The 25,490-nt window shown below is 68.5% G+C and carries 20 protein-coding genes and 2 tRNA genes; 20 read left to right on the top strand and 2 right to left on the bottom strand.

What is annotated here, in order from left to right:
* The first annotated feature begins 37 nt into the window (after window positions 1-37).
* The 7 genes from ABZ117_RS08995 to ABZ117_RS08965 all read left to right on the top strand — a co-directional run bounded on the left by ABZ117_RS08995 (window position 38) and on the right by ABZ117_RS08965 (window position 5,001).
* Window positions 38-110: transfer RNA gene (locus ABZ117_RS08995), tRNA-Met, on the top strand.
* Between the two features lie 90 nt (window positions 111-200).
* On the top strand, window positions 201-365 hold the full coding sequence (gene rpmG / locus ABZ117_RS08990) for a 50S ribosomal protein L33 (protein ID WP_003948671.1): 165 nt from the start codon (window positions 201-203) through the stop codon (window positions 363-365).
* A gap of 161 nt (window positions 366-526) precedes the next feature.
* Window positions 527-979 carry a MaoC family dehydratase N-terminal domain-containing protein gene (locus ABZ117_RS08985; protein WP_356818765.1) on the top strand — a complete coding sequence of 151 codons (453 nt, stop codon included), beginning with the start codon at window positions 527-529 and terminating at the stop codon, window positions 977-979.
* A gap of 7 nt (window positions 980-986) precedes the next feature.
* On the top strand, window positions 987-1,415 hold the full coding sequence (locus tag ABZ117_RS08980; RefSeq protein WP_356818763.1) for a MaoC family dehydratase: 429 nt from the start codon (window positions 987-989) through the stop codon (window positions 1,413-1,415).
* A gap of 136 nt (window positions 1,416-1,551) precedes the next feature.
* Window positions 1,552-2,121: a TetR/AcrR family transcriptional regulator gene (locus ABZ117_RS08975; RefSeq protein WP_356818761.1), complete on the top strand. Its 570-nt coding sequence runs from the start codon at window positions 1,552-1,554 to the stop codon at window positions 2,119-2,121.
* Between the two features lie 119 nt (window positions 2,122-2,240).
* Window positions 2,241-3,704: an MFS transporter gene (locus tag ABZ117_RS08970; protein ID WP_356818759.1), complete on the top strand. Its 1,464-nt coding sequence runs from the start codon at window positions 2,241-2,243 to the stop codon at window positions 3,702-3,704.
* 220 nt (window positions 3,705-3,924) lie between these two features.
* Window positions 3,925-5,001, top strand: a complete 1,077-nt coding sequence (locus ABZ117_RS08965) for a UDP-N-acetylmuramate dehydrogenase (protein ID WP_356818758.1) — start codon at window positions 3,925-3,927, stop codon at window positions 4,999-5,001.
* Window positions 5,002-5,034: 33 nt separating this feature from the next.
* Here the strand turns inward: ABZ117_RS08965 and ABZ117_RS08960 are convergent, their stop codons facing one another.
* Window positions 5,035-6,075: an adenosine deaminase gene (locus ABZ117_RS08960; protein ID WP_356818757.1), complete on the bottom strand. Its 1,041-nt coding sequence runs from the start codon at window positions 6,073-6,075 to the stop codon at window positions 5,035-5,037.
* A 133-nt stretch (window positions 6,076-6,208) separates the two neighbouring features.
* The gene (locus tag ABZ117_RS08955) at window positions 6,209-7,435 is read right to left on the bottom strand and encodes a pyridoxal phosphate-dependent aminotransferase (protein WP_356818755.1); all 1,227 of its coding nucleotides are present in this window, start codon (window positions 7,433-7,435) and stop codon (window positions 6,209-6,211) included.
* A gap of 261 nt (window positions 7,436-7,696) precedes the next feature.
* Here ABZ117_RS08955 and ABZ117_RS08950 point away from each other — a divergent pair.
* The 13 genes from ABZ117_RS08950 to fusA all read left to right on the top strand — a co-directional run bounded on the left by ABZ117_RS08950 (window position 7,697) and on the right by fusA (window position 25,455).
* Window positions 7,697-7,769, top strand: a tRNA-Trp gene (locus ABZ117_RS08950).
* 106 nt (window positions 7,770-7,875) lie between these two features.
* Complete coding sequence (secE, locus tag ABZ117_RS08945; RefSeq protein ID WP_121787390.1) at window positions 7,876-8,160, top strand: preprotein translocase subunit SecE; 285 nt, start codon at window positions 7,876-7,878, stop codon at window positions 8,158-8,160.
* Between the two features lie 80 nt (window positions 8,161-8,240).
* Complete coding sequence (gene nusG / locus ABZ117_RS08940; protein ID WP_356818753.1) at window positions 8,241-9,143, top strand: transcription termination/antitermination protein NusG; 903 nt, start codon at window positions 8,241-8,243, stop codon at window positions 9,141-9,143.
* A gap of 357 nt (window positions 9,144-9,500) precedes the next feature.
* Window positions 9,501-9,935 carry a 50S ribosomal protein L11 gene (gene rplK, locus ABZ117_RS08935; protein WP_121787388.1) on the top strand — a complete coding sequence of 145 codons (435 nt, stop codon included), beginning with the start codon at window positions 9,501-9,503 and terminating at the stop codon, window positions 9,933-9,935.
* 100 nt (window positions 9,936-10,035) lie between these two features.
* The gene (rplA, locus tag ABZ117_RS08930; protein WP_356818751.1) at window positions 10,036-10,761 is read left to right on the top strand and encodes a 50S ribosomal protein L1; all 726 of its coding nucleotides are present in this window, start codon (window positions 10,036-10,038) and stop codon (window positions 10,759-10,761) included.
* Window positions 10,762-10,925: 164 nt separating this feature from the next.
* Window positions 10,926-11,828, top strand: a complete 903-nt coding sequence (locus ABZ117_RS08925; RefSeq protein WP_356818749.1) for a hypothetical protein — start codon at window positions 10,926-10,928, stop codon at window positions 11,826-11,828.
* 1,021 nt (window positions 11,829-12,849) lie between these two features.
* Window positions 12,850-13,380: a 50S ribosomal protein L10 gene (gene rplJ / locus ABZ117_RS08920; RefSeq protein WP_356818747.1), complete on the top strand. Its 531-nt coding sequence runs from the start codon at window positions 12,850-12,852 to the stop codon at window positions 13,378-13,380.
* A gap of 111 nt (window positions 13,381-13,491) precedes the next feature.
* The gene (gene rplL, locus ABZ117_RS08915) at window positions 13,492-13,881 is read left to right on the top strand and encodes a 50S ribosomal protein L7/L12 (RefSeq protein WP_121787384.1); all 390 of its coding nucleotides are present in this window, start codon (window positions 13,492-13,494) and stop codon (window positions 13,879-13,881) included.
* Window positions 13,882-14,472: 591 nt separating this feature from the next.
* Window positions 14,473-17,958 (top strand): DNA-directed RNA polymerase subunit beta, encoded by a 3,486-nt coding sequence (rpoB, locus tag ABZ117_RS08910; RefSeq protein WP_356818745.1) that lies wholly within the window; start codon window positions 14,473-14,475, stop codon window positions 17,956-17,958.
* Between the two features lie 98 nt (window positions 17,959-18,056).
* A complete protein-coding gene (locus ABZ117_RS08905; RefSeq protein ID WP_356818743.1) occupies window positions 18,057-21,956 on the top strand; it encodes a DNA-directed RNA polymerase subunit beta' in 3,900 nt (1,299 codons plus the stop codon).
* Window positions 21,957-22,444: 488 nt separating this feature from the next.
* Window positions 22,445-22,816, top strand: coding sequence for a 30S ribosomal protein S12 (gene rpsL / locus ABZ117_RS08900; protein WP_003948652.1), 372 nt, complete (start codon window positions 22,445-22,447; stop codon window positions 22,814-22,816).
* 2 nt (window positions 22,817-22,818) lie between these two features.
* Window positions 22,819-23,289 carry a 30S ribosomal protein S7 gene (gene rpsG / locus ABZ117_RS08895; protein WP_121787381.1) on the top strand — a complete coding sequence of 157 codons (471 nt, stop codon included), beginning with the start codon at window positions 22,819-22,821 and terminating at the stop codon, window positions 23,287-23,289.
* Window positions 23,290-23,328: 39 nt separating this feature from the next.
* Window positions 23,329-25,455, top strand: coding sequence for an elongation factor G (gene fusA / locus ABZ117_RS08890; protein WP_356818741.1), 2,127 nt, complete (start codon window positions 23,329-23,331; stop codon window positions 25,453-25,455).
* Window positions 25,456-25,490 lie beyond the last annotated feature (35 nt).

Here is a 25,490-nt window from a genome sequence, read left to right as displayed (position 1 = left end):
GAGGTTCCCGTCGTGAGACGGGAGCTGATCTCATCAAAGCGGTGTAGCTCAGTCGGTAGAGCAAGCGGCTCATAATCGCTGTGTCACCGGTTCAAGTCCGGTCACCGCTACTGACAGTAGCCGATTGCGGGGTCGGTCCTTCGATCGGCTACTCTTGCTTGCGTTGAACCAGTCCATCCGTTCGTCTTAGGAGCACTCACGTGGCTGCCACCGACGTCCGCCCGAAGATCACGCTGGCCTGCGTGGAGTGCAAGGAGCGGAACTACATCACCAAGAAGAACCGGCGTAACAACCCGGATCGTCTGGAGATGAAGAAGCACTGCCCGCGTTGCAATGCGCACACCGCGCACCGCGAAACGCGATAAAACAGGCTCGTCCGTGAGGCCGTCCCCTTCCGTGGGGGCGGCCTCACGGCGTTTTCACCGGCCAGGCACCCCGCCCCGCCCGCGCCCGGCCCCCTGCGCATTCCATGGCCGGCTTCCGGCTAATTTGGGGCCAGCACAGCAGACATCAGGAGGTGCGGGCCATGGCGCTCGACCAGTCCTTCGTGGGACGGACGTACCCGCCCACCGAGCCCTACGAGGTGGGCCGGGAGAAGATCCGCGAATTCGCCGAGGCGGTGGGCGAGACCAACCCGGTGTACACCGACCCCGAGGCCGCCAAGGCGCTGGGTCATCCCGACGTGATCGCCCCGCCGACGTTCGTGTTCTCCATCACGTTCCGGGCCGCCGGTCAGGTCGTCCAGGACCCGCAGCTGGGACTGGACTACAGCCGCGTGGTGCACGGCGACCAGAAGTTCGCCTACGTCCGCCCGGTCCGCGCCGGCGACCGGCTCACGGTCACCTCCACGATCGAGGCGATCAAGTCCCTCGCGGGCAACGACATCCTGGACGTCCGCGGCGAGGTGCACGACGAGACGGGCGAACGCGTCGTGACCGCCTGGACCAAGCTCGTGGCCCGCGCGGCCGAGGAGGCGTGAGGACACGATGACCGCGAAGATCGCGTACGACGACGTCGAGGTCGGCACCGAACTGCCCGCACAGAGCTTTCCCGTGACGCGCGCCACGCTCGTGCGGTACGCGGGCGCCTCCGGGGACTTCAACCCGATCCACTGGAACGAGAAGTTCGCCAAGGAGGTGGGCCTGCCGGACGTCATCGCGCACGGCATGTTCACCATGGCCGAGGCGATCCGGGTGGTCACCGACTGGACCGGGGATCCCGGCGCGGTCGTGGAGTACGGCGTCCGCTTCACCAAGCCCGTCGTCGTCCCGAACGACGACCGGGGCGCCCTCGTCGAGGTCAGCGCCAAGGTCGCGGCCAAGCTGGACGACAACACCGTGCGCGTCGACCTGACCGCCATGAGCGGCGGCCAGAAGGTGCTGGGCATGTCCCGGGCGGTCGTACGCCTGGCCTGACGGCCGGCTGCCTGCTGGAGGTAAAGGGGCGTCCTCCCTCGGGGGGCGCCCCTTACACCGAGTGGGCGCCCCTTGTGCGTACGCCCCCGCGCGGTGGCGGCTTGCTCAGTTAGTGATTGAGTACTAACTTAGCTGCATGGCCAGGATGAGCGCAGAGGAGCGGCGCGAGAGCGTCGTCCGCGCGGCGACCGCCGAGTTCGCGCGCGGTGGTTACCACGGCACCTCCACGGAGGCGATCGCCAGACGGGTCGGTGTCTCGCAGCCGTACCTCTTCCGGCTCTTCCCGAGCAAGAAGGCGATCTTCCTGGCGGTGGCCGAGCGCTGCGTGGAGGACACCATCCGGACCTTCGAGGAGGCCTCGGAAGGGCTGCGGGGCGAGGAGGCCCTGCACGCCATGGCGGACGCGTACACCAAGGTCATCGCGGAACGGCCGGAGCGGCTGATGATGCAGATGCAGATGTACGTCGCCGTGGCGTCCGCGGAGCAGGAGGGTGACCGCGAGTTCGGCGAGAGCGTGCGCGCCGGCTGGATGCGGCTGTGGGACACCGTACGGCTGGTGCTCGGCGCGGACGTCGACGGGACGACCGAGTTCCTGGCGTGCGGCATGCTCATCAACTGCCTCGTGGCCATGGGTTTCCCGCCCGGGCACCGGGTGTGGGAGGGGCTCTACCCGTCGGCCCGGCCCACGGGCCACCTGAAGGCGTAGCCCGATCGGGAGGGCGTCCCATGTGTCCTCCCACCGGGCGTCGCACTCCTCAGGGGCCGTCCACGGCCGCGCAAGTTAGTAATGGATAACTAACCGGAATTACCCGCTCAGGGGGAGCGATGCCACAGAAGACCGCAGCACCCGACACCACCACACCGTCCCGCGCGGGCGCCGTGTGGGCCCTCGTCATCACCAGCGTCGCCGGCTTCATGGCGTCCCTGGACAACCTCGTCGTCACCACGGCGCTGCCCTCCATACGCCAGGACCTCGGCGGCGCGCTGGACGACCTGGAGTGGACCGTCAGCGCCTACACGCTCACCTTCGCCGTCCTGCTGATGACCGGCGCCGCGCTCGGCGACCGCTTCGGACGCCGCCGGCTCTTCGTCGCCGGACTCGCCGTCTTCACCGGTGCCTCCGCCGCCGCGGCCCTGGCACCCGGCATCGGCTCGCTGATCGCGGCCCGCGCGGTCCAGGGCGTCGGCGCGGCCGTGATGATGCCGCTCACACTGACCCTGCTGACCGCCGCCGTCCCCGCGGCCAGACGCGGCACCGTGTACGGCATCTGGGGCGCCGTCAACGGGCTCGCCGTCGCCTCCGGGCCGCTCATCGGCGGCAGCCTCACCGAGCACGTCTCCTGGCAGTGGATCTTCTGGCTGAACGTCCCGCTCGGTCTGGTCGCGCTGCCGCTCGCCCGGCTGCGTCTCACGGAGTCCTACGGCGCCGGCACCCGGCTCGACGTCCCCGGCACACTGCTCGCCAGCGGCGGGCTCTTCGGAATCGTGTACGGGCTGGTCCGCGGGCCCGCCGACGGCTGGACCGACCCGGTCGTCCTGACCGCGCTGACGGCCGGCGGAGCGCTGCTGGCGGGCTTCGTGCTCTACAGCGCGCGCGCCGTGGCCCCCATGCTGCCCATGCGGCTGTTCCGCTCCCGTGCCTTCGCCGGGATCAACGCGGCCGGCCTGCTGATGTTCGTCGGCATGTTCGGCTCGATCTTCCTGCTCAGCCAGTACATGCAGGGCGTGCTCGGCTACTCGCCCACCGAGGCGGGCCTCAGGATGCTGCCGTGGACCGGCATGCCGATGCTCGTCGCGCCCGTCGCCGGGATCCTCTCGGACCGCATCGGCGGCCGGCCGGTCGTCGCCGCGGGCCTGTTCCTCCAGGCGGCCGGCCTCGGCTACATGGCCCGGGTGGCCACCACGGACGCCTCCTACGCCGTGCAGCTGCCCGCCCTGATCATCAGCGGCGTCGGCATGGCCCTGTACTTCGCCCCGGCCGCCGACCTGGTCATGTCCAGCGTCCGCCCCGAGGAGCAGGGCATCGCCTCCGGCGCGAACAACGCCCTGCGCGAGGTGGGCGGCGCGCTCGGCATCGCGGTCATGGCGTCGATCTTCTCCGCGCGGGGTGGCTACGGCTCCGCCCAGTCCTTCGTGGACGGGCTGCGGCCGGCCCTGGTCACCGGCTCGGCGGTGGTCGCCCTCGCCGCGGTCGCGGCCCTGCTGATCCCGGGCCGCCGCGGCGCCGGCCGGTCGGCGCGGGCGGCCGGACAGCCCTCGGCACCGGTCCTCGAGACCACCTCGGGCTGACCCGGCACCCGTAGGGGGAGACGGCGACCGCGGAAGAAACAGCGTGCACGCGCGCGTGGCGGTTCGCCACCCCGTGACGTGCGCGCGGCGGTTCGCCACCCCGTGCCCTGCCCGGTCCCGCGACATCAGCGGGACACGCGGGGGAGGGGCCCCGCCCGTCGCCGGCCCGTTCGCGTGCGTGCGGCATGCGGGGCGGTCGGAGGTGTCGGAGGTGTCGGAGGTGTCTCGTAGTCTTGGGCCCGTGCAGGTACTCCACGACGCTCCCCTCGCCCCGCTGACCACCTTCCGGCTGGGCGGTCCCGCGACGCGGCTGCTGACCGCCACGACCGATGCCGAGGTGATCGCCGCCGTCCGCGAGGCCGACGACAGCGGCACGCCGCTGCTGGTGATCGGCGGTGGATCGAACCTGGTCATCGGTGACAAGGGCTTCGACGGCACCGCACTGCGCATCGCCACGCGCGGTGTCGAACTGCGCGGCACCAGCCTGGAAGTTGCGGCCGGCGAGGCGTGGACCGACGCCGTGGCCCGCACCGTCGAGGCCGGACTCGCCGGAATCGAGTGCCTGGCCGGCATCCCCGGATCCGCGGGCGCCACCCCGGTCCAGAACGTGGGGGCCTACGGCCAGGAGGTGTCCTCGACGATCACCGAGGTGATCGCCTACGACCGGCGCGCCGGCGAGACCGTCACGCTGGCCGGCGAGGAGTGCGCGTTCTCCTACCGCCACAGCCGCTTCAAGGCCGACCCCGAGCGCTACGTCGTGCTCCGGGTCCGCTTCGAGCTGGAGGACGCCGGCGGGATGTCCGCGCCGGTGAAGTACGCCGAAGCGGCGCGCGCGCTCGGTGTCGGGCCCGGTGACCGGGTGCCGCTGGCCGACGCCCGCGAGACCGTGCTGAGGCTGCGCGCGGGCAAGGGCATGGTGCTGGACGCCGAGGACCACGACACCTGGTCGGCCGGGTCCTTCTTCACCAACCCGATCCTCACCGACGAGCAGTTCGCCGCGTTCCACGCGCGCGTGCGCCGGCGGCTGGGCGACGGCGTCGAGCCGCCCGCCTACCCGGCGGGACAGGGCCGTACGAAGACGTCCGCGGCCTGGCTGATCGACAAGGCGGGCTTCACCAAGGGCTACGGCACCGGGCCCGCCCGCATCTCCACCAAGCACACCCTCGCCCTCACCAACCGGGGCGACGCCACCACCGAGGACCTGCTGGCCCTCGCCCGCGAGGTGGTCGCCGGCGTCCGCGAGGCCTTCGGCGTCACGCTGGTCAACGAGCCGGTGACGGTCGGCGTCAGCCTGTAGCCGTACCGGCCCGGTGACCCGTCCGCCCGCGCATCAGGCCGCCGGACGGGTCAGCCAGTCGTCCACACCGGCCAGCAGCCGCGCCTTGACGTCCTGCGGGGCGGCCGAGCCCCGCACGGACTGCCGGGCCAGCTCCGCGATCTCGGCGTCCGTGAAGCCGTGCGCGTGGCGGGCGATCTCGTACTGGGCGGCCAGCCGGGAGCCGAACAGCAGCGGGTCGTCGGCCCCGAGCGCCATCGGGACGCCCGCCTCGAAGAGGGTGCGCAGCGGGACGTCCTCCGGCTTCTCGTACACACCGAGCGCCACGTTCGAGGCCGGGCAGACCTCGCAGGTCACGCCGCGGTCGGCCAGCCGCTTCATCAGCCGCGGGTCCTCGGCGGCGCGCACCCCGTGCCCGAGCCGCGTGGCGTGCAGGTCGTCCAGACAGTCCCGGACGGACGCCGGGCCGGCCAGCTCGCCGCCGTGCGGTGCCGACAGCAGGCCGCCCTCGCGCACAATGTGGAAGGCCCGGTCGAAGTCGCGCGCCAGACCCCGCCGCTCGTCGTTGGACAGCCCGAAGCCGACCACGCCCCGGTCCGCGTACCGCACCGCGAGGCGGGCCAGCGTGCGGGCGTCCAGCGGGTGCTTCATACGGTTCGCGGCGACCAGCACGCGCATGCCGAGGCCGGTCTCCCGGGAGGCCGTGTCCACCGCGTCCAGGATGATCTCCAGCGCCGGGATCAGTCCTCCCAGCCGCGGCGCGTACGACGTCGGGTCCACCTGGATCTCCAGCCAGCCCGAGCCGTCCTTCAGGTCCTCCTCGGCGGCCTCCCGCACCAGCCGCTGGATGTCCTCCGGCTCGCGCACACAGGAGCGGGCCGCGTCGTAAAGCCGCTGGAAACGGAACCAGCCCCGCTCGTCCGTGGCACGCAACTTGGGTGGTTCCCCGCTGGTGAGGGCCTCCGCCAGCGTCTCGGGCAGATGTACTCCGTACTTGTCGGCCAGTTCCAGAACCGTCCCCGGCCGCATCGAGCCGGTGAAGTGCAGGTGCAGATGGGCCTTCGGCAGCTCAGAGAGATCACGTACACGCTCCATTCCCAGATCCTGCCGTATGTCCCCGCCCTCCCGGTAGCCGTTTCCCCGTTCGTGGTCTTGCCCGCACACAGAAGCGGGCCGCCTCCCCGGAGGGAAACGGCCCGCACGCGCGCGTGGAGGGTAAGGAGAGGAACTAGTCCCGCGCCTCCGCCAGGAGCTTCTGCATCCGGCTCACGCCCTCGACGAGGTCCTCGTCACCGAGCGCGTACGACAGCCGCAGGTAGCCCGGCGTGCCGAAGGCCTCACCCGGGACGACCGCGACCTCGGCCTCCTCCAGGATCAGCGCGGCCAGCTCGACGGTGTCCTGCGGGCGCTTGCCGCGGATCTCCTTGCCGAGCAGCCCCTTGACCGACGGGTAGGCGTAGAAGGCGCCCTCGGGCTCCGGGCAGACCACGCCGTCGATCTCGTTGAGCATCCGCACGACGGTCCTGCGGCGCCGGTCGAAGGCCTCGCGCATCTGCGCCACGGCCTCCAGACCGCCGGACACGGCGGCCAGCGCGGCCACCTGGGCCACGTTGGAGACGTTGGAGGTGGCGTGCGACTGAAGGTTCGTCGCGGCCTTGACCACGTCCTTCGGGCCGATGACCCAGCCCACGCGCCAGCCGGTCATGGCGTACGTCTTCGCCACACCGTTGACCACGATGCACTTGTCGCGCAGCTCGGGCAGGAGCGCGGGCAGCGACACGGAGACGGCGTCGCCGTAGACCAGGTGCTCATAGATCTCGTCGGTCAGCACCCACAGGCCGTGCTCGACGGCCCAGCGGCCGATCGCCTCGGTCTCGGCCTCGGAGTACACCGCGCCGGTCGGGTTGGACGGGGAGACGAACAGCACGACCTTCGTCTTCTCCGTGCGCGCCGCCTCCAGCTGCTCGACCGAGACCCGGTAGCCCGTCGTCTCGTCGGCGACGATCTCCACCGGGACGCCGCCGGCGAGACGGATCGATTCCGGGTACGTCGTCCAGTACGGGGCCGGGACGATGACCTCGTCGCCCGGGTCGAGGATGGCGGCGAACGCCTCGTAGATGGCCTGCTTGCCGCCGTTGGTGACGAGGATCTGGGAGACGTCGGGCTCCCAGCCGGAGTCGCGCAGCGTCTTCGCGGCGATCGCGGCCTTCAGCTCGGGCAGGCCGCCGGCCGGCGTGTATCGGTGGTACTTGGGGTTCTTGCAGGCCTCGACGGCCGCCTCGACGATGTAGTCAGGGGTCGGGAAGTCGGGCTCACCGGCGCCGAAGCCGATCACCGGACGACCGGCGGCCTTCAGGGCCTTGGCCTTGGCATCCACGGCGAGGGTGGCGGACTCGGAGATCGCGCCGACGCGGGCGGAGACCCGGCGCTCGGTGGGAGGGGTTGCAGCGCTCATGCCGCCCATCGTTCCAGACCGGAAATGTCCCCGGCACACGGGTTTCACAGACTGAACAGCCACGGGTCGAGTCGTGAACACGGGTCCGAATCCGGCCCCCGGCCAGGACGATCTTCGGTCACGGCGTTCCGGACGGGCGCTTTCTGTTCGACGCCGGGCCGCGGACCACGTACACTCTCACCTCGTTGGCCTTCAGCAGCCGTGTTCCAGCCGGTGCACACCGAGCATCCGGACGGATGCGGTACGTTGGTGGGCAAACAAAGGGTCGTAGCTCAATTGGTAGAGCACTGGTCTCCAAAACCAGCGGTTGGGGGTTCAAGTCCCTCCGGCCCTGCTACACACACCGCCAGGATGTGTGCGCATGTACGTCCAGCAATGCACCGCCGTGCGGCTCAGAAACCGGGCGCGGCACGGCCACGACCCGGGATCAGGTGAGGACTATGACGGACGCCGTGGGCTCCATCGATACGCCTGATGCCCAGGACGAGGTGCCCGAGTCCAAGAAGGCCCGCAAGGGCGGCAAGCGCGCCAAGAAGGGCCCGCTGAAGCGCCTGGCCACCTTCTACCGCCAGATCGTCGCGGAACTCCGCAAGGTCGTCTGGCCGTCACGCAACCAGCTGACGTCGTACACCACCGTGGTGATCTTCTTCGTCGCCATCATGATCGCGCTGGTGACCGTGATTGACTATGGGCTCAACCACGCGGCCAAGTACGTTTTCGGCTGAGCCAAAAGCGAAGGGCGCCGTGGTACCGGCGCCCGTTTTCGCATGTTCCACCCCTATGTATCCAGGAAGAAGCAGCCATCGTGTCTGACCCGAACCTGAACGACGCCATCGAGCCGGACAAGTCGGTGGATGACGAACTCGACATCGTCGAGGGCGCGGACGAACAGGACGAGTTCGAGGCTGCCGAGGCCGAGTCGGGCGAGCCGGCCGAAGAGGCCGCTCTGCACGTCGAGGACGAAGACGGCGATGACGCCGACGAGGCCGACGAGGAGACCGCCGTCGCGGAAGCCGACGAGGACGCCCCCGTCGGCGAGACCGACGAGGACGCCGTCGCGGAGGTTGCCGACGAGGAGCCGGCCGCGCCCGTCGACCCGGTCCAGGCCCTGCGTGAAGAGCTGCGCTCCCTGCCCGGCGAGTGGTACGTCATCCACACCTACGCCGGTTACGAGAACCGCGTGAAGACCAACCTGGAGCAGCGCGCCGTCTCGCTGAACGTCGAGGACTACATCTTCCAGGCCGAGGTGCCGCAGGAAGAGGTCGTCCAGATCAAGAACGGCGACCGCAAGACGATCAAGCAGAACAAGCTGCCGGGTTACGTCCTGGTCCGCATGGACCTCACCAACGAGTCCTGGGGCGTCGTCCGCAACACCCCGGGCGTCACCGGCTTCGTCGGCAACGCCTACGACCCGTACCCGCTGACCCTGGACGAGATCGTCAAGATGCTCGCCCCGGAGGCCGAGGAGAAGGCCGCCCGCGAGGCCGCCGAGGCCGAGGGCAAGCCCGCCCCGCAGCGCAAGCTCGAGGTCCAGGTGCTGGACTTCGAGGTCGGCGACTCGGTCACCGTCACCGACGGCCCGTTCGCCACGCTCCAGGCGACCATCAACGAGATCAACCCCGACTCGAAGAAGGTCAAGGGCCTCGTGGAGATCTTCGGCCGCGAGACGCCGGTCGAGCTGTCCTTCGACCAGATCCAGAAGAACTGAGCATCGCCCCGAGGGCGCCCCACCGGTGACAACCGGGCCGGGGCGCCCTCGGCGTGTGCGCAGCGGGTGCCTGCGGCCCCTCGAGGGCCGCACCCGGTGAGCGGCAACGAGTCGTACGCCGGGGCCCCGAGTGCGCCGGACCCCGGCCGGTACGCCTACGCCCCCGCCCGTGCTGCCCGCCGGAGCCGCGCGGCCGACGGCCCGGAGGGTCCGCGCAAGCCGCCTGACCTGGACGATTTCTTGTCCCGAGGGGACAGCGGCTATCGTTGTGCGGTATGCCATCTGCGGGATCGTGCACGGCATGGATCCGGATGACGCGGATGGCAGTCAACCTCTCAGCAAGGACCCGGAGAGAGCATGCCTCCCAAGAAGAAGAAGATCACGGGGCTTATCAAGCTCCAGATCAACGCCGGTGCGGCGAACCCGGCTCCGCCGGTCGGCCCCGCACTGGGCCAGCACGGCGTCAACATCATGGAGTTCTGCAAGGCCTACAACGCCGCGACCGAGTCGCAGCGTGGCTGGGTGATCCCGGTGGAGATCACGGTCTACGAGGACCGCTCCTTCACCTTCGTCACCAAGACGCCGCCGGCCGCGAAGATGATCCTCAAGGCCGCTGGGGTCGAGAAGGGCTCGGGCGAGCCGCACAAGACCAAGGTCGCCAAGATCACCCAGGCGCAGGTCCGCGAGATCGCCGAGACCAAGATGCCCGACCTGAACGCCAACGACCTGGACGCCGCGTCGAAGATCATCGCCGGCACCGCCCGCTCCATGGGCATCACGGTCGAGGGCTGAACCCCACCCCCAGCAGTCATGCGGCCGTAGCCGGTCGCACGTGGCAGGGCCTGCTCGGCCCAGGGACCACGACTCCTTTCAGAACACACAGGAGCAAGTTGTGAGCAAGCGCAGCAAGGCTCTCCGCGCTGCGGACGCCAAGATCGACCGGGAGAAGCTGTACGCCCCGCTCGAGGCCGTCCGTCTCGCCAAGGAGACCTCCACGTCCAAGTTCGACGGCACCGTCGAGGTCGCCTTCCGTCTGGGTGTCGACCCGCGTAAGGCCGACCAGATGGTCCGTGGCACCGTGAACCTTCCGCACGGCACCGGTAAGACCGCCCGGGTCCTGGTCTTCGCGACCGGCGACCGTGCCGAGGCCGCGCGTGCCGCGGGCGCCGACATCGTCGGCGCCGACGAGCTGATCGACGAGGTGGCGAAGGGCCGTCTGGACTTCGACGCCGTCGTCGCCACCCCGGACCTCATGGGCAAGGTCGGCCGTCTCGGCCGCGTCCTCGGCCCGCGTGGTCTGATGCCGAACCCGAAGACCGGCACCGTGACCCCGGACACCGCCAAGGCCGTGACCGAGATCAAGGGCGGCAAGATCGAGTTCCGCGTCGACAAGCACTCGAACCTGCACTTCATCATCGGCAAGACGTCGTTCGACGACACCAAGCTGGTGGAGAACTACGGCGCCGCGCTGGAGGAGATCCTCCGGCTGAAGCCGTCCGCCGCCAAGGGCCGCTACATCAAGAAGGCCGCGATCAGCAGCACGATCGGCCCCGGTGTCCCGGTCGACCCGAACCGCACCCGCAACCTCCTCGTCGAGGAGGACCCGGCCGCCGTCTGAGCCCTCCGCTCAGCCCGGTAGCCGCGTCAGGTACGCGTAAGAAAAGGGCGGGCCCTGCAACCTTCGAGGTGCGGGGTCCGTCCTTTCTTTGTGCGACCTTTCGTACGACTGTCAGTGGCCTGGGTTACGGTGCAGGCACAGGACTCCAACAGGGGCGGGACCAGATGAACAGCACGACCGTGCGCCGTACGACTCTTTCCATCGCGGTGGCGGCCGCACTGACCGGGGTGGCCGCCTGCGGCTCCTCGCACTCGGACAAGGACGGAGGCGACGCGGCCGGCAAGGGCGTGACGCATGTCAGCCCCATAGCCGCCCTGCGCGCCGCCGAGCAGTCCACCGACAAGGCCGACTCGGCCAAGGTGCGCTCCAGCACGTCCGTCGGCAAGCTCATGGCGATGACCGCGAACGGCGCGCTGACCTGGTCCGGCGGCCTCAAGGGCAACCTCACCATCACGTACACCGGCGGCCAGATGGCCGAGATGATGAAGAAGGCCGGCACCTCGTCGATGGAGGCCCGGTATCTGCCGGACGCCTACTACGCGCACATGAGCGACGCGTACGCCCAGCAGACGGGCGGCAAGCACTGGCTCAGGTACTCCTACGAGGACCTCGCCAAGCTCGGCGGCGCCTCCGGTTCGTACATGAAGGACCAGATCCAGAACGCCACGCCGAACCAGTCCGTGAAGCTGCTGCTGGCCTCGGGCGACGTCAAGAAGGTCGGCGAGGAGACGGTTTCCGGCGTCCACACCACGCACTACTCGGGCAAGGTGAACGTCGCCGACCTCGCGGGGAAGACCAGCGACCTCAGCGCCGAGCAGCTGTCGGCCCTGAAGAAGCAGCTGACCCAGGCGGGCGTCACCACCGAGACCGTCGACCTGTGGATCAACGGCGACGACCTGCTCGTCAAGAAGACCGAGAAGGCCGACACGGCCAACGGTGCCATGACGAACACCACCTTCTTCAGCGACTACGGCGTGAAGGTCACCGCCGAGGCGCCTCCGGCGAGCGACACCAAGGACTTCGCCGACCTCCTGAAGTCCGGCACCGGTACCGGCACCGTCTCCTGACCAGCGACGTGAGCACGGGCCCGGCCCCGGGTCCGTGCCCGCGCCGGGGCCGCGGTGACCGCCCCCGGCCGTGAACACGGCGTACGTCGCCCGCACGCATCGCCCAAGCGCCCGGCCGGGCGCAGGCGGCGCAGGAAACACCGCCACCGCCCTCCGGGCCGGGCCCCGGCCCCGGGGGCACATGCCCGCCGCACACCGGTCCGCCCGCGCCCCGGCCCCGGGGGCACATGCCCGCCGCACACCGGTCCGCCCGCGCCCCGGTCCCCACCGCACACCGGCCCGGTGGGGACAACGGCCCACCGGCACCCGGCCGCGCGGAACACCCGCATCCGGCCGCGCGGCGGTGCCGGCAGCGAGCCGCAGGCCGCACCGGCAGACAACCGCAGGCCCCACCGGCACCCGGCCGCGCGGAACACCGCCACCCGGCCGCGCGGCGGTGCCGGCAGCGAGCCGCAGGCCGCACCGGCAGGAGCCGCGGCCCGCACCCGCCGCCGCTCGTGCGGCGCGCCGGCAGGAAGCCGCAGGTCGGTCCGGCACCAGGGCCGTGCTGTGCACCGGCAGAAGCCGCAGGTCGTTCAACACCAGGCCGTGCTGTGCACCGGCAGAATCCGCAGGTCGTTCGGCACCAGGCCGTGCGGCGCGTCGGCAGGAGCCGCGGCCCGCACCCGCCGCCAGCCGTGCGGCGCACCGGCAGGAAGCCGTCCCGCAGGCTCCCGGCCGGAGGCCGTGCCCGGCCCCGAACGGGCCGATTTGCTCGACAGCGTCCCGGTCCCGTACTCTTCTGAAGAAGCCAAAGACCGCTGGTCGTTGCCGTGCGCTCGAATGAGGGTGCGGTGGCCGAAGGATCCGCTGACAAGTGGACGACCCGCGCAGGTGACCGTGGAAGATCTCCTGGAAACACACGCCATGGCGTGTGCAGCCGGTTGAGTACGCCCCGTGCGCCTGCGCCGGGGCGTTTCGTTTTCCCAGTCCTCCTTCGGGTCCGCGCGGTCAGAATCACCCGGAAGGAGGCCGAGGCTCTATGGCGAGGCCCGACAAGGCTGCCGCAGTGGCCGAGTTGACGGAGCAGTTCCGCAACTCCAACGCTGCCGTGCTTACCGAGTACCGCGGTCTCACCGTGGCGCAGCTCAAGAACCTGCGCCGGTCGCTCGGTGAGAACGCTCAGTACGCCGTGGTGAAGAACACGCTGACCAAGATTGCGGCCAACGAGGCCGGGATCACGACGCTGGACGACCTGTTCAACGGTCCGACGGCAGTCGCCTTCGTCACCGGTGACCCGGTGGAGTCGGCGAAGGGTCTCCGTGACTTCGCCAAGGACAACCCGAATCTCGTCATCAAGGGCGGTGTCCTTGACGGTAAGGCGCTGTCGCCCGACGAGATCAAGAAGCTTGCGGACCTCGAGTCCCGCGAGGTTCTGCTCAGCAAGCTGGCCGGTGCCTTCAAGGGGAAGCAGTCCCAGGCTGCCTCCGTCTTCCAGGCGCTGCCGTCGAAGCTCGTCCGCACCGTGGACGCGCTGCGCGCCAAGCAGGCCGAGCAGGGCGGTGCCGAGTAATTCGGCTCGCTTTCTGACCCGCACCACAGGCGTGGGTCGCAGCGGGCCGACGTACGCCCGCCTTATCCAGTACATCCGGCACCTGCCGATTTGAGTGGAAGGACCGCCACCATGGCGAAGCTCACCCAGGACGAGCTGCTTGCTCAGTTCGAGGAGATGACCCTCATCGAGCTCTCTGAGTTCGTGAAGGCCTTCGAGGACAAGTTCGACGTCACCGCCGCCGCTGCCGCGCCGGTCGTCGTCGCCGGCGGTGCCGCTGGTGGCGCCGCTGCCGAGGCCGAGGAGGAGAAGGACGAGTTCGACGTCATCCTCACCGGCGCCGGCGAGAAGAAGATCCAGGTCATCAAGGTCGTGCGTGAGCTGACCTCCCTGGGTCTGAAGGAGGCCAAGGACCTCGTGGACGGCGCCCCGAAGCCCGTCCTCGAGAAGGTCGCCAAGGACGCCGCCGAGAAGGCCGCCGAGTCCCTCAAGGGCGCCGGCGCCTCCGTCGAGGTCAAGTAACACCCTTCGGGTCCGCAGGATCCGAACACACGCCGCACACGGTTCGCCGGGGCGCTGAAGTCAGTGCCCCGGAGGCTGTAACGCGAACGTACCGAAGAGCGATCATCCATCCGGGTGGTCGCTCTTCGGCGTATCCGGGGAGCCGACCACGGTTACCTTGCACCCGCTACGGCGGGGGGTATGGTGATCTTCGTCGTGTCTCCGGAGGGCCGGCTTCCGGCTGGGGGGCCTTGACGAACCGCACGCAGCGCGCAATTCTCAGGACGCGTCGTCACAAGGATCCGGATCCGAGGCATGGATCGACGACGAAGAGGGCAGTATCAACGTGCGTTGAGGGCAGGATGCCGAGGGCGCTGACGACGACGAGGGTGACGACAACGAGGGTCTTCGAAAACCCGCATTGGACATCAGTGTGCCAAGTGGCTACACTGACCCTTTGCGCTGCCTGTTAGCTGTCCCCTGCCCGTCACCAGGGGTCTGCCCTCTCTTGAGCACAGTCGACCAGAGCCCCCCGACCTGGGGTTTCCGTCTCTGTGCACGAGAGGGACCGGTACGCGCGTAGTGAGTCCGAGCCCTCGGAAGGACCCCCTCTTGGCCGCCTCGCGCACTGCCTCGACCGCGAATATGAACAACGGCGCCAGCACCGCCCCGCTGCGCATTTCCTTTGCAAAGATCAAGGAGCCCCTCGAGGTTCCGAACCTTCTCGCGCTGCAAACCGAGAGCTTCGACTGGCTGCTCGGCAACGACGCCTGGAAGGCTCGCGTCGAGGCGGCTCTGGAGTCCGGTCAGGACGTCCCCACCAAGTCCGGCCTCGAGGAGATCTTCGAGGAGATCTCCCCGATCGAGGACTTCTCCGGGTCGATGTCGCTGACGTTCCGCGACCACCGCTTCGAGCCTCCCAAGAACTCCATCGACGAGTGCAAGGAGCGCGACTTCACGTACGCCGCCCCGCTCTTCGTCACGGCTGAGTTCACCAACAACGAGACCGGCGAGATCAAGTCCCAGACCGTCTTCATGGGCGACTTCCCGCTCATGACGAACAAGGGCACCTTCGTCATCAACGGCACCGAGCGTGTCGTGGTGTCCCAGCTGGTTCGTTCCCCCGGTGTCTACTTCGATTCCAACATCGACAAGACGTCCGACAAGGACATCTTCTCCGCCAAGATCATCCCTTCCCGGGGTGCCTGGCTGGAGATGGAGATCGACAAGCGCGACATGGTCGGTGTCCGCATCGACCGCAAGCGCAAGCAGTCGGTCACCGTGCTGCTCAAGGCGCTCGGCTGGACGACCGAGCAGATCCTCGAGGAGTTCGGGGAGTACGAGTCGATGCGCGCCACCCTGGAGAAGGACCACACCCAGGGCCAGGACGACGCGCTGCTCGACATCTACCGCAAGCTGCGTCCGGGCGAGCCCCCCACGCGTGAGGCCGCGCAGACGCTGCTGGAGAACCTCTACTTCAACCCCAAGCGCTACGACCTCGCCAAGGTCGGCCGCTACAAGGTCAACAAGAAGCTGGGTGCGGACGCCCCGCTCGACGCGGGCATCCTGACCGTCGAGGACATCATCTCGACGATCAAGTACCTGGTGCAGCTGCACGCCGGCGAGACCGAGACCACCGGTGACAACGGCGACTCGATCGTCGTCGAGACCGATGACATCGACCACTTCGGCAACCGTCGTCTGCGCAGCGTCGGCGAGCTCATCCAGAACCAGGTCCGCACGGGCCTGGCGCGTATGGAGCGCGTCGTCCGCGAGCGCATGACGACCCAGGACGTCGAGGCGATCACGCCGCAGACCCTGATCAACATCCGGCCGGTCGTCGCCTCCATCAAGGAGTTCTTCGGCACCAGCCAGCTGTCGCAGTTCATGGACCAGAACAACCCGCTGTCGGGTCTCACCCACAAGCGCCGCCTGTCGGCGCTCGGCCCGGGTGGTCTCTCCCGTGAGCGGGCCGGCTTCGAGGTCCGTGACGTGCACCCCTCGCACTACGGCCGCATGTGCCCGATCGAGACGCCGGAAGGCCCGAACATCGGCCTGATCGGCTCGCTCGCCTCCTACGGCCGGGTCAACGCGTTCGGCTTCGTCGAGACCCCGTACCGCAAGGTCATCGACGGCCAGGTCACCGACGACGTCGACTACCTGACCGCCGACGAGGAGGACCGCTTCGTCATCGCGCAGGCCAACGCCACGCTCGGTGACGACATGCGATTCGCCGAGGCCCGCGTGCTGGTCCGCCGCCGTGGCGGCGAGGTCGACTACGTCGGCCCCGAGGACGTGGACTACATGGACGTCTCGCCGCGCCAGATGGTGTCGGTCGCGACCGCCATGATCCCCTTCCTGGAGCACGACGACGCCAACCGTGCCCTCATGGGCGCGAACATGATGCGGCAGGCCGTGCCGCTGATCAAGTCCGAGTCCCCGCTCGTCGGCACCGGCATGGAGTACCGCTCCGCCGTCGACGCCGGCGACGTGGTCAAGGCCGAGAAGGCGGGTGTGGTCCAGGAGGTCTCCGCGGACTACATCACCACCGCCAACGACGACGGCACGTACATCACGTACCGCCTGGCCAAGTTCGCCCGCTCCAACCAGGGCACCTCGGTCAACCAGAAGGTCATCGTCAACGAGGGCGACCGGATCATCGAGGGCCAGGTCCTCGCCGACGGTCCGGCCACCGAGAACGGCGAGATGGCCCTCGGCAAGAACCTGCTCGTGGCGTTCATGCCGTGGGAGGGTCACAACTACGAGGACGCGATCATCCTGTCGCAGCGCCTCGTGCAGGACGACGTCCTCTCCTCGATCCACATCGAGGAGCACGAGGTCGACGCCCGTGACACCAAGCTCGGCCCCGAGGAGATCACCCGGGACATCCCGAACGTCTCCGAGGAGGTCCTCGCCGACCTCGACGAGCGCGGCATCATCCGCATCGGTGCCGAGGTCGTCGCCGGCGACATCCTCGTCGGCAAGGTCACGCCCAAGGGCGAGACCGAGCTGACCCCCGAGGAGCGCCTGCTGCGCGCGATCTTCGGTGAGAAGGCCCGTGAGGTCCGTGACACCTCGCTGAAGGTGCCGCACGGCGAGATCGGCAAGGTCATCGGCGTGCGCCTCTTCGACCGCGAGGAGGGCGACGAGCTGCCGCCGGGCGTGAACCAGCTGGTCCGCGTCTACGTCGCGCAGAAGCGCAAGATCACCGACGGTGACAAGCTCGCCGGCCGCCACGGCAACAAGGGTGTCATCTCCAAGATCCTGCCGATCGAGGACATGCCGTTCCTGGAGGACGGCACCCCGGTCGACATCATCCTCAACCCGCTGGGTGTGCCGTCCCGCATGAACCCGGGACAGGTCCTGGAGATCCACCTCGGCTGGCTCGCCAGCCGCGGCTGGGACGTCTCCGGTCTCGCCGACGAGTGGGCCCAGCGTCTCCAGGTCATCGGCGCCGACCAGGTCGACCCCGGCACCAACGTCGCCACCCCGGTCTTCGACGGTGCCCGCGAGGACGAGCTGGCCGGTCTGCTCCAGCACACCATCCCGAACCGGGACGGCGAGCGCATGGTGCTCCCGACCGGCAAGGCGCGGCTGTTCGACGGCCGCAGCGGTGAGCCGTTCCCGGACCCGATCTCGGTCGGGTACATGTACATCCTGAAGCTCCACCACCTGGTCGACGACAAGCTCCACGCCCGGTCGACCGGTCCGTACTCGATGATCACCCAGCAGCCGCTGGGTGGTAAGGCCCAGTTCGGTGGCCAGCGGTTCGGCGAGATGGAGGTGTGGGCACTCGAGGCCTACGGCGCCGCGTACGCCCTCCAGGAGCTGCTGACCATCAAGTCCGACGACGTCACCGGCCGTGTGAAGGTCTACGAGGCCATCGTCAAGGGCGAGAACATTCCGGAACCCGGCATTCCCGAGTCCTTCAAGGTGCTCATCAAGGAAATGCAGTCCCTGTGCCTCAACGTGGAGGTGCTGTCCTCGGACGGCATGTCCATCGAGATGCGCGACACCGACGAGGACGTCTTCCGCGCTGCGGAGGAGCTCGGTATCGACCTGTCGCGGCGCGAGCCGAGCAGCGTCGAAGAGGTCTGACGGGAGTCCGGCGGGGCCCTTTCGCACAGGGCCCCGCCGACCCCCAGGCCCCCGTTTCAGACCACAGACTTAACAACCCTGAGAGGGATTGACGCATAGTGCTCGACGTCAACTTCTTCGATGAGCTCCGGATCGGTCTGGCTACCGCTGACGACATCCGTCAGTGGAGCCACGGCGAGGTCAAGAAGCCCGAGACCATCAACTACCGCACCCTCAAGCCCGAGAAGGACGGACTCTTCTGCGAGAAGATCTTCGGTCCGACCCGGGACTGGGAGTGCTACTGCGGCAAGTACAAGCGCGTCCGCTTCAAGGGCATCATCTGCGAGCGCTGCGGCGTCGAGGTCACCCGTGCCAAGGTGCGCCGTGAGCGGATGGGTCACATCGAACTGGCCGCCCCCGTCACGCACATCTGGTACTTCAAGGGTGTCCCGAGCCGGCTGGGCTACCTGCTCGACCTGGCTCCCAAGGACCTCGAGAAGGTCATCTACTTCGCGGCGTACATGATCACGTACGTCGACGACGAGCGCCGTACCCGCGACCTGCCCTCCCTGGAGGCGCACGTCTCCGTCGAGCGCCAGCAGATCGAGAACCGCCGGGACGCCGACCTGGAGACCCGCGCCAAGAAGCTCGAGACCGACCTGGCCGAGCTGGAGGCCGAGGGCGCCAAGGCCGACGTGCGCCGCAAGGTGCGCGAGGGTGCCGAGCGCGAGATGAAGCAGCTGCGTGACCGTGCGCAGCGCGAGATCGACCGCCTCGACGAGGTGTGGAACCGGTTCAAGAACCTCAAGGTCCAGGACCTCGAGGGCGACGAGCTGCTCTACCGCGAGCTGCGTGACCGCTTCGGCACGTACTTCGACGGCTCGATGGGTGCCGCGGCGCTCCAGAAGCGCCTGGAGTCCTTCGACCTCGACGAGGAGGCCGAGAGGCTTCGCGAGATCATCCGCACGGGCAAGGGCCAGAAGAAGACCCGTGCCCTGAAGCGGCTGAAGGTCGTCTCCGCGTTCCTCCAGACCTCCAACAGCCCCAAGGGCATGGTCCTGGACTGCGTCCCGGTCATCCCGCCGGACCTGCGTCCGATGGTGCAGCTGGACGGTGGCCGCTTCGCGACCTCCGACCTGAACGACCTGTACCGCCGTGTCATCAACCGCAACAACCGCCTGAAGCGGCTTCTCGACCTCGGCGCGCCCGAGATCATCGTGAACAACGAGAAGCGCATGCTCCAGGAGGCCGTCGACGCGCTGTTCGACAACGGCCGCCGCGGCCGCCCGGTCACGGGTCCCGGCAACCGCCCCCTGAAGTCCCTCAGCGACATGCTGAAGGGCAAGCAGGGCCGCTTCCGTCAGAACCTGCTCGGCAAGCGAGTCGACTACTCGGCGCGTTCCGTCATCGTCGTCGGCCCGCAGCTGAAGCTGCACCAGTGCGGTCTGCCCAAGGCGATGGCGCTGGAGCTCTTCAAGCCGTTCGTGATGAAGCGCCTGGTCGACCTGAACCACGCGCAGAACATCAAGAGCGCCAAGCGCATGGTGGAGCGCGGCCGTACGGTCGTGTACGACGTCCTCGAAGAGGTCATCGCCGAGCACCCGGTGCTGCTGAACCGTGCTCCCACCCTGCACCGCCTCGGCATCCAGGCCTTCGAGCCGCAGCTGGTCGAGGGCAAGGCCATCCAGATCCACCCGCTCGTCTGCACCGCGTTCAACGCGGACTTCGACGGTGACCAGATGGCCGTGCACCTGCCGCTGTCCGCGGAGGCGCAGGCCGAGGCCCGCATCCTGATGCTGTCCTCGAACAACATCCTCAAGCCGGCCGACGGCCGCCCGGTGACGATGCCGACCCAGGACATGGTCCTCGGTCTGTTCTTCCTCACCACCGACGGCGAGCTGCGTGACACCAAGGGCGAGGGCCGCGCGTTCGGCTCCACGGCCGAGGCGATCATGGCGTTCGACGCCGGCGAGCTGGCGCTCCAGTCGCAGGTCGACATCCGCTTCCCGGTGGGCACCATCCCGCCGCGCGGCTGGACCCCGCCGGCCCGCGAGGAGGGTGAGCCCGAGTGGCAGCAGGGTGACTCGTTCCGGCTGCGCACGACCCTGGGCCGCGCGCTCTTCAACGAGCTGCTGCCCGAGGACTACCCGTTCGTCGACTACTCGGTGGGCAAGAAGCAGCTCTCCGAGATCGTCAACGACCTGGCCGAGCGCTACCCGAAGGTCATCGTGGCGGCGACGCTCGACAACCTGAAGGCGGCCGGCTTCTTCTGGGCGACCCGTTCCGGTGTCACCGTGGCCATCTCCGACGTCGTCGTTCCCGAGGCGAAGAAGGAGATCGTCAAGGGGTACGAGGCGCAGGACGAGAAGGTCCAGAAGCAGTACGAGCGCGGTCTGATCACCAAGGAAGAGCGCACGCAGGAGCTCATCGCGATCTGGACCAAGGCGACCAACGAGGTCGCCGAGGCGATGAACGAGAACTTCCCCAAGACCAACCCCATCTTCATGATGGTCGACTCGGGTGCCCGAGGAAACATGATGCAGATGCGGCAGATCGCGGGTATGCGCGGTCTGGTGTCGAACGCGAAGAACGAGACCATCCCGCGTCCGATCAAGGCCTCCTTCCGTGAGGGCCTGTCCGTGCTGGAGTACTTCATCTCCACCCACGGTGCCCGTAAGGGTCTGGCGGACACCGCCCTGCGTACCGCCGACTCGGGTTACCTCACCCGTCGTCTGGTCGACGTCTCCCAGGACGTCATCATCCGCGAGGAGGACTGCGGCACCGAGCGCGGCCTCAAGCTCCACATCGCGGAGCGGGGCGCGGACGGTGTGCTGCGCAAGGCGGAGGACGTCGAGACGTCCGTGTACGCGCGCTGCCTCGCCGAGGACATCGTCGTCGACGGCAAGGTGCTGGCCCCGGCCGGCACCGACCTGGGCGACGTGCTCATCGACGAGCTGGTCAGGCACGGCATCGAGGAGGTCAAGACCCGCTCGGTCCTGACCTGCGAGTCCGCCGTCGGCACCTGCGCGATGTGCTACGGCCGTTCGCTGGCCACCGGCAAGCTGGTCGACATCGGTGAGGCGGTCGGCATCATCGCCGCCCAGTCCATCGGTGAGCCCGGCACCCAGCTGACGATGCGTACCTTCCACACCGGTGGTGTGGCCGGTGACGACATCACGCAGGGTCTGCCGCGTGTCGTCGAGCTGTTCGAGGCCCGTACGCCCAAGGGTGTCGCCCCGATCTCCGAGGCCTCCGGCCGCGTCCGGATCGAGGAGACCGAGAAGACGAAGAAGCTCATCGTCACCCCGGACGACGGCAGCGAGGAGACGGCGTACCCGATCTCCAAGCGCGCCAAGGTCCTGGTCCGCGAGGGCGACCACGTCGAGGTCGGCCAGCAGCTCACCGTGGGTGCCACCAACCCGCACGACGTGCTGCGCATCCTGGGTCAGCGTGCCGTCCAGGTCCACCTGGTCGGCGAGGTCCAGAAGGTGTACAACTCGCAGGGCGTGTCGATCCACGACAAGCACATCGAGATCATCATCCGGCAGATGCTGCGCCGTGTGACGATCATCGAGTCCGGTGACGCCGAGCTGCTGCCCGGCGAGCTGGTCGAGCGCTCCCGCTTCGAGCAGGAGAACCGTCGTGTGGTCCAGGAGGGCGGTCACCCGGCCTCCGGTCGTCCGCAGCTGATGGGTATCACCAAGGCCTCGCTGGCGACGGAGTCCTGGCTGTCGGCCGCCTCCTTCCAGGAGACGACCCGAGTCCTGACGGATGCGGCGATCAACGCCAAGTCCGACAGCCTCATCGGCCTCAAGGAGAACGTCATCATCGGTAAGCTCATCCCGGCCGGTACGGGTCTGTCCCGCTACCGCAACATCCGGGTCGAGCCGACCGAGGAGGCCAAGGCCGCGATGTACTCGGCCGTCGGCTACGACGACATCGACTACTCGCCGTTCGGCACGGGCTCCGGCCAGGCCGTTCCGCTGGAGGACTACGACTACGGTCCGTACAACCAGTAAGCGAGCGTGAGCCGGAGGGCGGCCATCCCGTTGACGGGGTGGCCGCCCTCCGGCGTGTGCGGCGGGGTCCTGGGGCCGGGCGGCCGGCGCCGGGCGGCACGGGGACCCGAGCCGCCCTGCGGGCCGCTGAGCGGCCGCCTGACGTGCGAGGAGGGGCCGGGCCGGCACGGTGGTCCGGACGGACTCCCGGCTGGTCCGCGATCGCCTGGAGCCCCCCGCGGGCGTACTGTCAAGGTCCGGCGTGCCGGTGCCGACCCCATTTGTTTTGACCGCAGCCAATGAGGTAGGTACGCTCATACCTTGTGCCTGGGGTGTGCCCTGGCTCCTGTGCGTGCCTGTGAACCGCATGGCGAGCCGTGAGCGGCCACCGTGATCTGCGCCCTTTCCGCCTCGCGGCGGGGATCCGGCGGATTCGACACACCCGACCGCGTGGGTCGGCGACGTTCCAGGTTAGCTTCACCATTCGGCACACAGAAACCGGAGAAGTAGTGCCTACGATCCAGCAGCTGGTCCGGAAGGGCCGGCAGGACAAGGTCGAGAAGAACAAGACGCCCGCACTCGAGGGTTCTCCCCAGCGTCGCGGCGTCTGCACGCGTGTGTTCACGACCACCCCGAAGAAGCCGAACTCGGCCCTGCGTAAGGTCGCGCGTGTGCGTCTGACCAGCGGGATCGAGGTCACTGCTTACATTCCGGGTGAGGGACACAACCTGCAGGAGCACTCCATCGTGCTCGTGCGCGGCGGCCGTGTGAAGGACCTGCCCGGTGTTCGCTACAAGATCATCCGCGGTTCGCTCGACACCCAGGGTGTCAAGAACCGCAAGCAGGCCCGCAGCCGCTACGGCGCCAAGAAGGAGAAGTAAGAATGCCTCGTAAGGGCCCCGCCCCGAAGCGCCCGGTCATCATCGACCCGGTCTACGGTTCTCCTCTTGTCACGTCGCTGATCAACAAGGTGCTGCTGAACGGCAAGCGCTCCACCGCCGAGCGCATCGTGTACGGCGCCATGGAGGGCCTGCGCGAGAAGACCAGCAACGACCCGGTCATCACGCTCAAGCGCGCGCTCGAGAACATCAAGCCGACCATCGAGGTCAAGTCCCGCCGTGTCGGTGGCGCGACCTACCAGGTGCCGGTCGAGGTCAAGCCGGGCCGTGCCAACACCCTGGCGCTGCGCTGGCTCGTCGGTTACTCCCGCGCCCGTCGCGAGAAGACCATGACCGAGCGCCTGCTCAACGAGCTCCTCGACGCGTCCAACGGCCTCGGCGCCGCTGTGAAGAAGCGTGAGGACACCCACAAGATGGCCGAGTCCAACAAGGCCTTCGCGCACTACCGCTGGTAGTCGCTACCCACATCGAGACCGAGAGAAGACTGAAGCCTTATGGCTACCACTTCACTTGACCTGGCCAAGGTCCGCAACATCGGGATCATGGCCCACATCGACGCGGGCAAGACGACCACCACCGAGCGGATCCTGTTCTACACCGGTGTGTCGTACAAGATCGGTGAGGTTCACGACGGCGCCGCGACCATGGACTGGATGGAGCAGGAGCAGGAGCGTGGCATCACGATCACCTCTGCTGCCACCACCTGTCACTGGCCGCTGGAGGACGTCGACCACACGATCAACATCATCGACACCCCGGGCCACGTCGACTTCACCGTCGAGGTGGAGCGCTCGCTGCGCGTGCTCGACGGTGCCGTGACGGTGTTCGACGGTGTCGCCGGCGTGGAGCCGCAGTCCGAGACCGTGTGGCGTCAGGCGGACCGCTACGGCGTCCCGCGCATCTGCTTCGTCAACAAGCTCGACCGGACCGGCGCCGAGTTCCACCGCTGCGTCGACATGATCAGTGACCGCCTCGGCGCTCAGCCGATCGTCATGCAGCTCCCGATCGGTGCCGAGGCCGACTTCAAGGGCGTCGTCGACCTCGTGACGATGAAGGCCCTCGTCTGGTCCGCCGAGGCCACCAAGGGCGAGATGTACGACACCGTCGACATCCCGGCCACGCACACCGAGGCTGCCGAGGAGTGGCGCGGCAAGCTGCTCGAGGCCGTCGCGGAGAACGACGAAGAGATCATGGAGCTGTACCTGGAGGGCGAGGAGCCTTCCGTGGAGCAGCTGTACGCCGCGATCCGTCGTATCACCATCGCCTCCGGCAAGGGCACCGGCACCACGGTGACCCCGGTGTTCTGCGGCACCGCGTTCAAGAACAAGGGCGTCCAGCCCCTGCTCGACGCGGTCGTGCGCTACCTGCCGTCCCCGGTCGACATCGAGGCCATCGAGGGCCACGACGTCAAGGACCCGGAGGCGGTCGTCAAGCGCAGGCCGTCCGACGACGAGCCGCTGTCGGCGCTGGCGTTCAAGATCATGAGCGACCCGCACCTCGGCAAGCTCACCTTCGTCCGCGTGTACTCCGGCCGCCTGGAGTCCGGCACCTCGGTGCTGAACTCCGTCAAGGGCAAGAAGGAGCGCATCGGCAAGATCTACCGCATGCACGCCAACAAGCGTGAGGAGATCGACGCGGTGGGCGCCGGCGACATCGTCGCGGTCATGGGTCTGAAGCAGACCACGACCGGCGAGACGCTGTGCGACGACAAGCAGCCGGTGATCCTGGAGTCCATGGACTTCCCGGCGCCGGTCATCCAGGTCGCCATCGAGCCCAAGTCGAAGGGCGACCAGGAGAAGCTGGGCATCGCGATCCAGCGCCTGGCCGAGGAGGACCCGTCCTTCCAGGTCCACTCGGACGAGGAGACCGGCCAGACCATCATCGGTGGCATGGGCGAGCTGCACCTCGAGGTGCTGGTCGACCGTATGCGCCGTGAGTTCAAGGTCGAGGCCAACGTCGGCAAGCCGCAGGTGGCCTACCGCGAGACGATCCGCAAGGCCGTCGAGCGCGTCGACTACACCCACAAGAAGCAGACCGGTGGTACCGGTCAGTTCGCGAAGGTGCAGATCGGCATCGAGCCGCTCGAGGGTGGCGACACCTCGTACGAGTTCGTGAACAAGGTGACCGGTGGCCGCATCCCGAAGGAGTACATCCCTTCGGTGGACGCCGGTGCGCAGGAGGCCATGCAGTTCGGCATCCTCGCCGGCTACGAGATGACCGGCGTGCGCGTCATCCTCCACGACGGTGCCTACCACGAGGTCGACTCCTCCGAGCTCGCCTTCAAGATCGCCGGTTCGCAGGCCTTCAAGGAGGCCGCGCGCAAGGCCAGCCCCGTGCTGCTCGAGCCGATGATGGCCGTCGAGGTCACCACGCCCGAGGACTACATGGGCGAGGTCATCGGTGACATCAACTCCCGCCGTGGTCAGATCCAGGCCATGGAGGAGCGGGCTGGTGCCCGCGTCGTGAAGGGCCTCGTGCCCCTGTCGGAGATGTTCGGCTACGTCGGCGACCTCCGCAGCAAGACGTCGGGTCGCGCAAGCTACTCGATGCAGTTCGACTCCTACGCCGAGGTTCCGCGGAACGTCGCCGAGGAGATCATCGCGAAGGCCAAGGGCGAGTAACGCACCGCGTTAACACGCCGTAGGCTTGACTCCGG

Origin of the sequence: Streptomyces sp. NPDC006309, assembly GCF_040613095.1 — a bacterium.
Taxonomy (GTDB): Bacteria; Actinomycetota; Actinomycetes; order Streptomycetales; family Streptomycetaceae; genus Streptomyces.
The sequence above is the reverse complement of the archived record's forward strand: the minus strand, read 5'-3'. Positions and strand labels throughout refer to the sequence as shown.

Bases quoted from the DNA above. Each gene is read 5' to 3' on its own strand.
- ABZ117_RS08980 (WP_356818763.1), top strand. From the start codon at position 987: ATGACCGCGAAGATCGCGTACGACGACGTCGAGGTCGGCACCGAACTG.
- rpsG (WP_121787381.1), top strand. From the start codon at position 22,819: ATGCCTCGTAAGGGCCCCGCCCCGAAGCGCCCGGTCATCATCGACCCG.
- ABZ117_RS08975 (WP_356818761.1), top strand. From the start codon at position 1,552: ATGGCCAGGATGAGCGCAGAGGAGCGGCGCGAGAGCGTCGTCCGCGCG.
- rplL (WP_121787384.1), top strand. From the start codon at position 13,492: ATGGCGAAGCTCACCCAGGACGAGCTGCTTGCTCAGTTCGAGGAGATG.
- fusA (WP_356818741.1), top strand. From the start codon at position 23,329: ATGGCTACCACTTCACTTGACCTGGCCAAGGTCCGCAACATCGGGATC.
- rplJ (WP_356818747.1), top strand. From the start codon at position 12,850: ATGGCGAGGCCCGACAAGGCTGCCGCAGTGGCCGAGTTGACGGAGCAG.
- ABZ117_RS08955 (WP_356818755.1), bottom strand. From the start codon at position 7,435: ATGAGCGCTGCAACCCCTCCCACCGAGCGCCGGGTCTCCGCCCGCGTC.
- ABZ117_RS08925 (WP_356818749.1), top strand. From the start codon at position 10,926: ATGAACAGCACGACCGTGCGCCGTACGACTCTTTCCATCGCGGTGGCG.
- ABZ117_RS08970 (WP_356818759.1), top strand. From the start codon at position 2,241: ATGCCACAGAAGACCGCAGCACCCGACACCACCACACCGTCCCGCGCG.
- rplK (WP_121787388.1), top strand. From the start codon at position 9,501: ATGCCTCCCAAGAAGAAGAAGATCACGGGGCTTATCAAGCTCCAGATC.
- ABZ117_RS08985 (WP_356818765.1), top strand. From the start codon at position 527: ATGGCGCTCGACCAGTCCTTCGTGGGACGGACGTACCCGCCCACCGAG.
- secE (WP_121787390.1), top strand. From the start codon at position 7,876: ATGACGGACGCCGTGGGCTCCATCGATACGCCTGATGCCCAGGACGAG.
- ABZ117_RS08960 (WP_356818757.1), bottom strand. From the start codon at position 6,075: ATGGAGCGTGTACGTGATCTCTCTGAGCTGCCGAAGGCCCATCTGCAC.